Source organism: Novosphingobium sp. DS6-6, assembly GCF_057784975.1.
In genome coordinates, this window is sequence record NZ_JBYNTS010000007.1 from 186,846 (window position 1) to 199,254 (window position 12,409).

The following is a 12,409-nucleotide window of genomic DNA, read 5'->3' on the forward strand; positions in this document are numbered from 1 at the left end:
CGGTCAGCCGGGGCACTCGCCGTCGGTCGCGCTCACCAGTTGCATCGTTCTGGTGCGCACGGTCGCTTCATGGGGCGAAAGGCGGCGGGCGGCACCGGTCTGCCCGTCGATCAGCAGCGCTGCGCGGCATTCGTCATCCGGCATCGGCCGGCCATCGCGCGGCAGCGTGAGCAGCATGCCGTCGCGACCGTCGCGATAGAGCGCGCGGACCACGGGAGTGCCGGGCCGCCCGTCATGACCCCTTGCCGGGCCACCTCCTGCCCGGCCACCTCCTGTCGGGCCACCTCCTGTCGGGCCATCGCCGCAGGCAGCAAGCGCCGCGAGCGCGAGGATCGCGCTAATCCTCCACCACCTTGAGCAGGCGGCGTTCGAGCGGTGAAAGCACGCCGGCCAGTTCGTGCCCGCGCTTGAGCACCTGTCCGGCTTCGCCATAAAGCGCCCACATGCCCTGCCGCCCGCGCAGGGCGGGACGCTTTTCGATGCGGGCGGTCGGCCGTTCCGCCGTACGCCGAAAGGCGGAAAAACTGGCCGCTTCCTTGCCGAAATCCATCGCATAATCGCGCCACAGCCCCGCCGCCACCATGCGGCCGTAAAGATCGAGAATGCGCAGCAGTTCCAGCCGGTCGAACGCAACCGGCAACGCCGGACGCAGCGCCGGCACCAGCGGCACCACGTTGCCCGGCACCTCGCCGGGCCCGTTGACGGGCGCACTCAGGGCTTCACCGCGCGCTGGGCGACAAGCGCCGCCACCTGGGCCTTGAGCGCGGCGACTTCGGCCTCGAGTGCCGCCACCCGCGTCTGGTCGGCCGGTTCGCACGGTTCTTCGGAAGGCGTGCCGTAAGGGATGAAATCGCGCAGCCAGGTCTCCATCGACACATGAGTGGGCCGCGCTTTCCATCCGACCATAGTGGTGCCGGGGGCCACATCTTCGGTCACGACGGCATTGGCCCCGACGCGTGCCCCGGTGCCCACGGTGATCGGGCCCAGGATCTGCGCCCCCGATCCCACGATCACGCCATCGGCCAGGGTGGGATGGCGCTTGCCGGGAATGCCGTTGGCCGGGTTTGTCCCGCCCAGCGTCACGCACTGGTAGATGGTAACGTCATCACCGATCTGCGCCGTCTCCCCGATTACCGAAAAGCCGTGATCGATAAACAGCCGCCGGCCGATCACCGCGCCCGGGTGAATGTCTATGCCCGTATACCAGCGCGAAAGGTGATTGATCAGGCGGGCCAGGAAAAACAGTCGCGCCCTGTACAAGCTGTGCGCCACGCGGTGCACGGCCACGGCCCAGAGGCCGGGATAGAGCAGGATTTCCCAGCGCGAGCGTGGCGACGGATCGCGGGCGCGGATCGAATCGAGATAGGCGATCAGTCCTGACACCATTGCCTTCTATCTCTCATGGTGGTGGCGCCGGTCAATTCGCGCCCTGCCCCTGGCCATGCTCCTGTGCGAGGGCCTCGCGCGCCAGCGACAGCGTGACGGGTGCCTTGCGTTCCAGGCTCAACCGGTCGATCGTTTCCACCAGGATTTCGGCAGCGGCATGGCTGCGTTCGATGCGGGGCAGCAGGAAAGCCAGAACGCCATCGCCCAGCACCAGCCCGCGCCGCGTGGCATGCTCCTGCAGCAGCCGGGCCAGCAGATCCTCGTCGGGCGCGGGAATGGAAAGCGTCATCGAACCGCCCAGGCGCGAGGCCAGGTCAGGCAGCTTCACCTGCCATTGCCCCGGCCCGGCATCGCTGATCAGCAGCAGGGGGCGGCCGCTGGCCTGGGCACGGTTCCAGGCATGGAACACCACGTCTTCGGGCAGGCGATCGGCGCCATCGAGCACGTCGCCCAGATCCGCGGCCGCAAACCAGCGCCCCAGCAGGCTTTTGCCGGAACGCGCGGGGCCGACAAGAATGCCGCTGCGGAACGGCCAGTCCCGCGCGGCCGCCAGGCCATCGATCACCGGCTGCAACGAGAGGCCGACCACGATGTTTTCGGCGCCATGGGCCGGGGAGAGAGGAAGCGCGATCTGGCTGGTCATGCCCGGCATATAGGAACGCGGGAACGGCAAGTGAACGGGCAAAGCACGGGCAACCCGCGCCGTTCGCGCAAAGCCGTGGGTTGTTCTGTGGATCGCGCGCCCCGGCGGTGCCAGGAAAGCCTACCTGCGAATATGCCTATCTGCGGATCGAAAGGGCATTGGCGCCCGCCGTCACTTTCCAGCCCTGCGCCCGAAGCGCGGTCGCCAGGCTTTCAAGATCGCCGGCATAGGTCACCCGCAATACCGACGTCCCGCCGATGGCGATGCTGCTGGTGGCCGCGCCCTGCACGCCTGGCACCGCGCGCAGGGCGGCAAGCCCGGCATCGAGCGCCGCGCCATCGGCCGTGGCGACCTGCACGGTGAACGTGGCGGCGGGCGCCGCCGGCGCCGCGCCAGGCGCGGACGCGCCAGCGGCAGGCACCGCACCGGTCGCCGTCTGCTGGACCGGCCCCAGCGAATCGAGAATCTGGTTGATCAGCTTGGGATCGATCTGGGGCGCGATCGTGAGTGAGCGGTCGGGCGCAAGCTGCCCCTGCTGCAGGGCCTGGGTATAGAGCCCGTCCAGGCGGTGAACGGCATCGGCCAGCATCTGCGGCAATTGTTCGTCACCCGGTGCCGTCAATTCGAACTGGCCGATGAAGCGGTTGTCCGGGCCGTGTCGCGCGGTGAACGTGCCGTGGATCGGCCCGCCCGGAAAGATCCGCGTCAACCGCGCGATCGGCATGATCACGTCGGCCGCGCCGAATTCGTCGAGCACCAGCCGCCACCAGTTGCGGCTGCGGCGGGTAAGCTGCCCTTCGGTCAGCAACAGCGAATCAGCTCCGCCGCCGTTGGGACGCACATAATCGATCGCGCTTTCCCCGGTGTGGAATTCGGCCCAGGCGCGCTGCCACGGCGTACGCGTTTCATAGACAGACGCCACGCCCCCTTCATAAAGCACGGGCACGATCAGCAATGGGGCAGAACGGGCGATCTGGCCATGCATGCCCAGGTAACCGCCCGTGCGCGCACGATCGAAAGTGACGCCAAGCCGTGCGATATAGCGATGCGGGCCGATCTGCTCGCGTTCCACCACCACGGCGGCAACCATGCCATCAAGCGTCGCGGCATCCAGCGCGGGCGCATCGCCACCGCCCAGACCGTTGGTTTTCCAAAGCTTTTGCCAGGCGAGCTTTTGCGCTTCCTGCCAGCCCCTGGCCCGCGCATCCGCGGCGGAGCTGCCAGTGACATTGACCTCGATCCCGCTCACTTCGAAATCGCCGGTGCTGGCGATCGGCGCGATGCCGCGATCGCCTTCGATCTGGGCAAGGATCGCCGGCCCTGCCAGGATGGTTGCCGCGGCCAGGGCGGCGCTTCCGGCGCCGAAAGCCAGCAGCGAGCGGGGAAAGCGGGGTGGCAGGGACAGGCGCAGGACGGCCAAGAGAACTCCGGTCAAAGGATGCCGGGCGCTTTTGCCCAAAGGCAAGTGGAAATCCAAGCCGGAAACCGCTAGGCGCCGATCATGATGGCCAACGACACTTCCAAGCCCCAGCGCTATTCCTATGAACAGGCCGGCGTCAACATTGCCGCCGGCAATGCCCTGGTCAAGGCGATCGGGCCGTTGGCAAAGGCCACGGCGCGCGCCGGCGCCGATGCCGAACTCGGCGGTTTTGGCGGTTTTTTCGATTTGAAGGCAGCCGGATACAACGATCCGTTGCTGGTGGCCGGCAACGACGGCGTGGGCACCAAGGTCAAGCTGGCGATCGATCACGATCGCCACGATACGATCGGGATAGATCTGGTGGCGATGTGCGTCAACGATCTGATCGTGCAAGGGGCAGAGCCGCTGTTCTTCCTCGATTACTTCGCCACGGGCCGGCTGGATAACGGCGTGGCCCAGCGAGTCGTGGCGGGCATCGCCGATGGCTGCAAGCAGGCCGGCTGCGCGCTGATCGGCGGCGAAACCGCCGAAATGCCCGGCATGTATGCCGATGGCGATTACGACCTCGCGGGCTTTTGCGTCGGGGCCGTGGAACGCGGCGAACAGCTGACTGGCGAAAAAGTGGCGGCCGGTAACGTCCTCCTCGGCCTTGCCGCGTCGGGCGTGCATTCCAACGGCTATTCGCTGGTGCGGCGCCTGGCGGCTGACAAGGGCTGGAAGCTTGACCGCCCTGCGCTGTTCGACAACGAGCGGCTGCTGATCGACGTGCTGATCGAGCCGACGCGCATCTATGTCAAGACACTGCTGCCGTTCATCCGCGCGGGCCGGATCAATGCGCTGGCCCACATTACCGGTGGCGGCCTTCTGGAAAACGTGCCGCGCGTGCTGCCGCGCGGCCTGCACGCCCGCATCGATGCCGATAGCTGGGAACAGCCGCGCCTGATGGCTTTCCTGCAGGCGCAGGGGCACATCGAGCCTGGCGAAATGGCCCGCACGTTCAACTGCGGGATCGGCATGGTACTGGCGGTCGAAGCCGCAGAAGCCGGGAGGCTTTCGGCAGACCTGGCGGCGGCAGGCGAAACTGTGTTCCGCATCGGCACGGTGACGGACGGTGAAAAGGGCTGCACGGTATTCGGCAGCGCCGAAGCCTGGTCTGCCCGCGAAGCCTGGGAAGCGACGCATATCGGCTGACAGGCTGGCGCTCGAGGGCGGGCAGCAGCGGCCCGTGCCGTCCCCGCCAAAGGACAGACAACAGTGGCCAAGGCAAAAGTAGCGGTTTTCATCTCGGGCAGCGGGACCAACATGGCGGCCCTGCTCTATGCCAGCCGTGCGCCCGATTGCCCCTACGAGATCGTGCTGGTGCTTTCCAACGACCCCGCTGCCGGGGGGCTCGCGCTGGCAGCGGCCGAAGGGGTGCCGACCTTTGCCCTGCCGCACAAGGGCTTGTCCCGCGCCGATCATGACGCCCTGATGGAAGCGCAGGTCCTGGCTCACGGCGCGCGCTATATCGCGCTGGCGGGCTATATGCGCATCCTCTCGCCAGAGTTCGTGACCCGCTGGGACGGGCGCATGGTCAACATTCACCCGTCGCTGCTGCCGCTTTACAAGGGGCTGCACACCCACGCGCGCGCGATCGCCGCCGGCGACAGCCACGGCGGCTGCACCGTGCATCTGGTAACCCCCGAACTGGATGACGGGCCGATCCTTGGGCAGACCCGGGTGGCGATCCTGCCAGGCGATACCCCCGAAACGCTGGCCGCGCGGGTACTGTTTGCCGAACATCAGCTCTATGCCCGCTGCCTGGCGCAGCTCGTCATGCGCGAAACCAGCCCCGCCTGGCTGACCGCGCAGGTGCGCCAGCGCGCACTGGCCCTGCCCGAAACCGACGAGGTGACCAGCCACGGCATGGCTTGCTTCGGCGTGAAGAAAGGCAGGAAATTCGCTTATGTCAGCGTCGATCACCATGGCGACGGATGCATTGCACTGCTGACGAAGATCAGCGGGCCGGACGAACAGGCCCAGCTGATCGAGAACGATCCCGCGCGTTTCTACCGGCCGGCCTATTTCGGCGATGGCTGGATCGCCATCCGGCTGGACGGCGACGGCAAAGGCAGGGGCGACGGCGGGGGCGACGGCGGTCGCGCGGGCGGGGGCGAGAGCGGGGACGGCGTCGATTGGGACGACATCGCCGCCTGGCTGCGACGCAGCTGGTCCATGGTCGCCCCGCGGCGCCTTGCCGCCATGATGGAGTTCTGATCGCCGTGCGGGCCGGCCCTATCGCGCGAGCGCGGCCCGCGGCGCCGGCATGAGCACGGCCCACTGGATCGTTCTGACTCTGGCGACGCTGGCCGAAGCGATCACGCTGTTGCACGTGATCCTGCGGCCACACCGCGATCCCGCCTCGCGCCTGGCGTGGCTCGTGGCGGTCATGGCGCTGCCGCTGCTCGGCATCCCGGCCTATATCCTGTGGGGGGACACGCGCCTCATTCGCCGCCGCCGGCGGCACGGCGTCGGGGTGGAAGCGGCCCTGCCCCGCCCACTCGCCGATCCCGCCGGGGCCACGACCGTGGCAGCGACGCCTTGGCAACCGCCGTTCGCGCTGGCGGCCTCGGTCAACGGCCTTTCCGCCACGACCGGCAACGGCGCGACGATCGCCGCCGATAACCGTGCCGCCATCGCCGGGATGATCGCCGATATCGACGCGGCCCGATCGAGCGTGCACGCGTGCTTCTACATCTGGCTCGACGATGAAAGCGGAGTGCGGCTGGCGCAGGCGCTATCCCGCGCCGCGGAGCGCGGCCTTGCGGTGCGCGTGCTGGCCGATGCGCTGGGTTCGCGCCGTTTCCTGCGCTCGGCGCACTGGCAGGCAATGCGGCAGGCCGGCGTGATGGCGCGCGAGGCGCTGCCTGTGGGCAACCTGCTATGGACCTTGATCCGCGGACGGGTGGACCTGCGCAACCACCGCAAAGCGCTGATCGTGGACAATGCCATAGCCTGGTGCGGCAGCCAGAACGCCGCCGATCCGGAATTCCGCATCAAGCTCCGCTTCGCCCCTTGGGTTGACGTGATGACCCGCTGGGAGGGCCCGATCGCCCGCCAATGGCAGTTCCTGTTCGCGGCAGACTGGATGGCCGAGGGGGGCGACGATCTTTCGCCACTTCTTGCAGATCAGCCATTGTCGCCGGCAGGGGAGATTGTCGCCCAGGCGATCGGCACCGGGCCGACGGTGACCTATGGCGCGATGATGGCCTGCTTTGCCGCGCTTATCCATGCCGCGCGGCGCAGCCTGACGATCACCACCCCGTATTTCGTGCCCGGCGAAGAAGTGCTGGGCGCGCTGGCGAGCGCCGCCCGGCGCGGTGTTGCCGTCACGCTGATCGTGCCGCGCCGTAACGACAGCCGCTTCGTGGCGGCTGCCAGCCGCAGCCATTATTCCGCCCTGCTCGACGCCGGCGTCGCGATTTTCGAATTCGTGCCAGGTCTGCTGCATGCCAAGACGATGGTGGCCGACGAAAACGCCGCGATGATCGGTTCGGCCAATCTCGACCGGCGCAGTTTCGAGCTGAGTTTCGAGAACACGATCCTGTTTGCCGATCCGGCATTCGCCCGCGCCCTGGCGGCACGGCAGAATGCCTGGCTGCAGGATTGCGTGGCGATCACCCCGGCCATGGCTGCACGCACACCGCTGTCCAAGCGGCTGTGGCGCAATCTTCTGGCGATGATGAGCCCGCTGTTGTGACAAAAACCTCCCGGCCGACGGCGGGAGGTTTCTGGCGGTAACGCGCACCGCTGACGGCCGGCCGGCGCGCCGCCCCCCTTGGCTAGAGGACGGATGGCCTCGTCAGCCGACGATTTCTTCGGGCCGGAAGAAGAAGACGATTTCGATCGCGGCGTTTTCGTCGGAGTCCGACCCGTGCACGGTATTGGCTTCGATCGATTCGGCCAGTTCCTTGCGAATCGTGCCGGGTTCGGCATTGGCCGGGTTGGTGGCGCCCATGATATCGCGGTTGCGCTTCACGGCATCTTCGCCTTCAAGCACCTGGACCACCACCGGGCCGCTGGTCATGAACGAAACCAGATCGGCGAAGAACGGACGCTCGCGGTGCACGCCGTAAAATCCTTCGGCCTGTTCCCTGGTCATCTGGATGCGCTTGGAAGCAACCACCCGCAGGCCGGCTTCTTCCAGCATCTTGGTGACGGCGCCGGTCAGATTGCGGCGCGTGGCGTCGGGCTTGATGATCGAAAAGGTGCGGGTAACCGCCATGATGCGTTCCTTGCGAGAAAAAGCTTGGTTTTGTTGGGCGCGCCCCTAGCCCGAAAGGCGCCTTGCCGCAAGGGCGAGGGTCGTCACGGCCCCTCGCGCCACTTGCCCCCGTCCTGCCGCCAGTATCTGCGCTCCACCCCTTCGCGCTGGCCCAGCAGGCGCCAGGTGGCGCGCGCTTCGCCGGTCCGCTCGGGCGGGAAAAGCAGGAACACGCGCGCGGCGGCGCTTTCGCGCCAGCTACCGTCGGCCAGCGCCACGAAGCGCGCGCCGTTGGCCGGCTCGGCCGCCGTGGACAGCAGGATCGGCTGGCGCGCATCGTGCGGGCCACCGGCGCGGCCGTTGGCCAGGAACGTATCGGGCAGCCGCGTCCACAGTGCCTCGCCGATGCGGGCCAGTTGCTCGTCGTCGTCCGACACGACGAGCAGCCGCTCGCCCGCACCCAGCGTATTGCGCGCGATCAGCGGAACGACCCATTCGGCCGGATCGCGGGACAGCTGATAGAAATCGACGCGTATCGTCAGGGTCCTTCATGGATCGAGGTGGTGACGTCAGGCGGCGTGGACAAATTCCGCAACGCCGCCTTAGGCTTGGCCGGCCGCCGCGCCCTTTCCTTTGCGGCAGCGGTCGGAACAATAGCGCACGTTGTCCCAGTCGCGCTCCCATTTCTTGCGCCACGTGAACGGCAGCCCGCAGGCGGCGCAAGTCTTGCTCGGCAGATCGGACTTGCGCCGCATCCGGGCCATCGTTCAGCCTTCCAGCACGTCGCGCACATAGCGATCGAGCAGGCGCACGCCGAAGCCCGTGGCACCCTTGTCATGCGTGGCGCCTGGCTTGTCGACCCACACGGTGCCGGCAATGTCGAGATGGGCCCAGGCAACGCCCTTGTCGACGAAGCGGGCGATGAACTGCGCCGCGGTGATCGAGCCGCCGAACCGCGGCCCGACATTCTTCATGTCGGCAATCGGGCTGTCGATCAGCTTGTCGTAAGCCGGGCCCATCGGCATGCGCCACAGCGCGTCGCCGCTGGCCTTGCCCGCCGCGGCGAGCTGGTTGGCCAGGAGATCGTCGTTGGCGAACAGGCCGGCATACTCGTGGCCCAGGGAAACGATCATGGCGCCGGTCAGCGTGGCCACGTCGATCACCGTGGCGGGCTGGTACTCCTTTTGCACCCAAGTGATCGCATCGCCCAGCACAAGGCGGCCTTCGGCATCGGTATTGATGACTTCGATCGTCTGGCCATTCATGCTGGTGACGACGTCGCCAGGGCGCTGGGCATTGCCGTCAACCATATTTTCGACCAGGCCGCAGACGCCGATTACGTCAGCTTCCGCCTTGCGGCGCGCCAGAGTAAGCATCGTGCCGGCAACCGCCGCCGCGCCGCCCATGTCCCACTTCATGTCTTCCATGCCGCCCGCCGGCTTGATGCTGATGCCGCCCGTATCGAAACAGACGCCCTTGCCTACGAACGCCGTCGGCCGGACGCCCGCCTTGCCTTTCCAGCGCATGGCAAGAAGGCGCGGCTGCTTGACCGACCCTTGCGCTACGCCCAGCAGCGCGCCCATGCCCAGTTGTGCCATTTCCGTTTCATCGAGCACGACGATTTCCACGCCCGTTCCTGCCAGGCGTTCCCGGCAACGGGCAACGAAACTTTCAGGATAGATGATGTTGGCCGGTTCGGTGACCAGTTCGCGCGTGAATTCCACGCCTTCGGCCACCGCGCTTTCCACGGACCAGGCGCTTTCGGTGCCTTCGGGCGCGGAAACGGCAAGAATGGTCTTGAGCGAAGGCTTCTGATCGTCTTTCAGCCGCGTGCGATAGACCAGATATTGCCAAGCCCGCAGGCGCGCGGCCAACAGCACGGCCGTGGCGTCTTCGGCCGAAAAGCCGCTATCGGCAAAATCGATCGCCAGCGTTTCCTCGCCAGAGGTAAGATACTTGGCAACGAGCGCGCCGGCAGCGCGCTCCAGCGCAGCGCGGCGCTCCCCGCCCGGGCCACTGGCCGCGAGATCGCCGAGGCCCGCGAAAGCGAAGCGGGAGAGCCCGGCCGGACCGTCAACAAAAGCTTCGAAAGTCTGCCCGGCCTTGCCGGCAAAGCGGGCCGCCGTCGCGCTTTCCACGACCAGCGGCGGCGTGCCCCCGGGCAACGGCCCTTCGCCCACGATCCGGCCAATCAGGCGCGGCAGGTCGGCGCGACTGGGGGCAAATACGATGTTCATCAGCAAACTCCTGTCCGAATGCCGGCACGGATCGCCTGCAGGGGAAACCGGGCGGCAATTGTGGGTTTGCAGTTACGACCGACCAGTGCGATAGGCAACCGCATGTCCCCCGCTATGCCGCTTTCCGTCTTGTTGCCTGCTCGAAATCGGCGCCTGTTTTCTCACCATCCTTCCTTTACCGGTATCCGCCTCGCCATGCTGGCTGGGGCCTTGGGGCTCGGGGCCAACGTCTGGGCCGTGCCGGCAACGGCCCAGGACAGCGGCGCGCGGGATGCTGCCGCAGGCCCGGCACCGGTGCCAGATCCGGCACCTGTCGCCGACCAGCAGACCGATCAGGTACATTTCGAGGCGGACAAGGTCGAATACGCGAGCGATCCGGACCTGGTGACGGCGATGGGCAATGTCCTGCTGCGACGCGACGAGCAGAGCGTGCGTGCCGATAGGGTGACCTGGAACCGCAAGACCGGCGAGATCGAAGCCAACGGGAACGTTCGCGCGGTCGATGAAGGCGGGAACAGTCTCTATACCGACAAGGTCGAACTGACCGACGAATTGAAAGCCGGCGCCATGCAGGATCTGCTGGTGGTGCTGCGCGAAGGCGGGCGCCTGGCCGCGCGCGAAGGCACGCGCGATGCCGATGGCAACCTCACTCTGCGCGATGCCGCTTTCACCGGCTGCGCGGTGGAAACTGAGGATGGTTGCCCCAAGAAGCCGAGCTGGGAAGTCACGGCCGTCAAAGTGACCTGGAACGAGCGGACGAAGAAAGTGCGCTATTCCGGCGCGACTCTGCGGCTGTTCGGCATTCCGCTGCTTCCGCTGCCCGGTCTTGCCCATACCAGCGATTTCCGGGCAGAAACCGGCCTGTTGATTCCCGATATCCGGTCGACCGCCGCCAACGGGGTGGAATTCGCCGATACGTTCTACTGGCGGATCGCGGACGACAAGGATCTGGCGGTTACCGGCCATCTCTTCACCGGCGCCCTGCCGATGGCATCGGGAACCTACCGTCAGCTGACCGGCGTGGGCGCGTTCCAGATCACCGGCTATCTGACGCGATCCTCGGCTATTCCGGTCTATTCGTCGATCGATGCCGGCTCGGGCGTGGGAACCAGCCAGTGGCGCAGCTATCTGGAAGCCAACGGCAAATTGCAGTTCGACGAGAACTGGAGCCTGACGGCCTATGGCCGCTATGCCAGCGACCGCACGTTCCTGCGCCGTTACGACATCAGCCGCGACGACCGGCTGCGCTCATCGGTCAATCTGGAACGGGTGGGCAACGAAAGCTATTTCAGCCTTGCCGGCTGGGCGGTGCAGACGCTGCGCGTGGGCGATACGCAAGGCCAGGTGCCCATTGCCTTGCCCACGGTGGACTGGCGCTATCGCGTGGCGACGCCGGGCATCGGGGGAAATCTGGAACTGCAGGCCAACAGCCTGGCGATCGGCCGTTCCGCCGGGCAGGATACCCAGCGCGCCTTTGCCCGGGCGCAATGGGATATACGCACGATCACCGGCATGGGGCAGGAACTGACCGTCACCGCGCTGATGCGCGGCGATGTCTATCACAGCGATGCCAACGCCTTGACCAGAGTTGACATCTATCGCGGGAATTCGGGTTGGCAGGCCCGCGCCATCGCCACCGCGGCGGTGGACCTGAAATGGCCGCTGGTGGGCGCGCTGCTGGGCGGCACCCAGGTGCTGACGCCGCGGGTGCAACTGATTGCCACCCCGCATGTGCGCAACCGGGCTATCCCGAACGAGGATTCGCGCGCGGTTGACCTTGACGATTCCAACCTGTTCTCGCTCAACCGCTTCAACGGCTACGACCGCTATGAAGACGGCGTGCGGATGACCTATGGCTTCGACTGGCAGATGACGCGGCCGGGCTGGCGCGTTTCCTCCACCGTCGGGCAAAGCTATCGCTTGTCTGACGAACAGGGCCTGCTGCCCCCGGGAACCGGCCTGTCGGATCGCCTGTCGGACATCGTCGGCCGCACCGAGCTGCGCATCAGGGACATCGTCAAGTTCACGCATCGCTATCGCCTGGACAAGGACGGCTTCGTCCTGCGGCGGAACGAGATCGATGCCACGGTCGGCAACCACCGTACTTATGCCGAGATCGGCTATCTGCGGCTGAACCGCAACATTCCCGCCACGTTCGAGGATCTGCGCGATCGCGAGGAATTGCGCGCGGCGGGGCGTGTGGGCTTTGCCCGCTATTTCTCGATCTTTGCCTCGGGCGTGGTCAACCTGACGACCAAGACCGACGATCTGGTCTATGGTTCCGACGGTTTCCAGATGCTGCGCCACCGCGTGGGCGTCAACTACAGCGACGATTGCTTCGAAGTGTCGGTCACCTGGCGGCGCGACTATGTCACGACTGGTGACGCGACGGCGGGCAACTCTTTCCTGTTCAACATCTCGCTGCGCGGACTGGGAACGCGCTGAGCGCAGCGCCGCTCGATCGGGTGCTGCCGGTCAGA

Annotated in this window: 13 protein-coding genes; 4 read left to right on the forward strand and 9 right to left on the reverse strand. The window is 66.8% G+C overall.

All coding sequences use genetic code 11. The features are described from left to right. Positions 1-3 precede the first annotated feature (3 nt). The 5 genes from AC3EDY_RS10735 to AC3EDY_RS10755 form a co-directional block, all read right to left on the reverse strand. Positions 4-213 carry a hypothetical protein gene (locus AC3EDY_RS10735; protein WP_488572491.1) on the reverse strand — a complete coding sequence of 70 codons (210 nt, stop codon included), beginning with the start codon at positions 211-213 and terminating at the stop codon, positions 4-6. Positions 214-337: 124 nt separating this feature from the next. Further along, positions 338-685, reverse strand: coding sequence for a DUF2794 domain-containing protein (locus AC3EDY_RS10740; protein ID WP_488572492.1), 348 nt, complete (start codon positions 683-685; stop codon positions 338-340). 26 nt (positions 686-711) lie between these two features. Next, positions 712-1,386: a serine O-acetyltransferase EpsC gene (gene epsC / locus AC3EDY_RS10745; RefSeq protein WP_488572493.1), complete on the reverse strand. Its 675-nt coding sequence runs from the start codon at positions 1,384-1,386 to the stop codon at positions 712-714. A gap of 31 nt (positions 1,387-1,417) precedes the next feature. Continuing rightward, complete coding sequence (locus AC3EDY_RS10750) at positions 1,418-2,029, reverse strand: HdaA/DnaA family protein (protein ID WP_488572494.1); 612 nt, start codon at positions 2,027-2,029, stop codon at positions 1,418-1,420. 136 nt (positions 2,030-2,165) lie between these two features. Beyond that, complete coding sequence (locus AC3EDY_RS10755) at positions 2,166-3,464, reverse strand: heavy-metal-associated domain-containing protein (protein ID WP_488572495.1); 1,299 nt, start codon at positions 3,462-3,464, stop codon at positions 2,166-2,168. A 69-nt stretch (positions 3,465-3,533) separates the two neighbouring features. Here AC3EDY_RS10755 and purM point away from each other — a divergent pair, with 69 nt between their 5' ends. The 3 genes from purM to cls all read left to right on the forward strand — a co-directional run bounded on the left by purM (position 3,534) and on the right by cls (position 7,188). Continuing rightward, positions 3,534-4,640, forward strand: a complete 1,107-nt coding sequence (purM, locus tag AC3EDY_RS10760) for a phosphoribosylformylglycinamidine cyclo-ligase (RefSeq protein WP_488572527.1) — start codon at positions 3,534-3,536, stop codon at positions 4,638-4,640. 63 nt (positions 4,641-4,703) lie between these two features. Beyond that, positions 4,704-5,705, forward strand: coding sequence for a phosphoribosylglycinamide formyltransferase (gene purN, locus AC3EDY_RS10765; RefSeq protein ID WP_488572496.1), 1,002 nt, complete (start codon positions 4,704-4,706; stop codon positions 5,703-5,705). 49 nt (positions 5,706-5,754) lie between these two features. Further along, a complete protein-coding gene (gene cls, locus AC3EDY_RS10770) occupies positions 5,755-7,188 on the forward strand; it encodes a cardiolipin synthase (RefSeq protein WP_488572497.1) in 1,434 nt (477 codons plus the stop codon). Positions 7,189-7,290: 102 nt separating this feature from the next. Here cls and ndk read toward each other — a convergent pair whose 3' ends face one another. From ndk to AC3EDY_RS10790, 4 genes are all read right to left on the reverse strand, one after another. After that, on the reverse strand, positions 7,291-7,713 hold the full coding sequence (ndk, locus tag AC3EDY_RS10775) for a nucleoside-diphosphate kinase (protein WP_488572498.1): 423 nt from the start codon (positions 7,711-7,713) through the stop codon (positions 7,291-7,293). Between the two features lie 83 nt (positions 7,714-7,796). Continuing rightward, complete coding sequence (locus AC3EDY_RS10780) at positions 7,797-8,228, reverse strand: DNA polymerase III subunit chi (protein WP_488572528.1); 432 nt, start codon at positions 8,226-8,228, stop codon at positions 7,797-7,799. Positions 8,229-8,294: 66 nt separating this feature from the next. Then, complete coding sequence (locus AC3EDY_RS10785) at positions 8,295-8,456, reverse strand: DUF2256 domain-containing protein (RefSeq protein ID WP_488572499.1); 162 nt, start codon at positions 8,454-8,456, stop codon at positions 8,295-8,297. Positions 8,457-8,459: 3 nt separating this feature from the next. After that, the gene (locus AC3EDY_RS10790; protein ID WP_488572500.1) at positions 8,460-9,929 is read right to left on the reverse strand and encodes a leucyl aminopeptidase; all 1,470 of its coding nucleotides are present in this window, start codon (positions 9,927-9,929) and stop codon (positions 8,460-8,462) included. A 195-nt stretch (positions 9,930-10,124) separates the two neighbouring features. On the opposite strand from AC3EDY_RS10790, the gene AC3EDY_RS10795 reads away from it, so the two are divergent. After that, positions 10,125-12,374, forward strand: coding sequence for an LPS-assembly protein LptD (locus AC3EDY_RS10795; RefSeq protein ID WP_488572501.1), 2,250 nt, complete (start codon positions 10,125-10,127; stop codon positions 12,372-12,374). Positions 12,375-12,409: the final 35 nt, after the last annotated feature.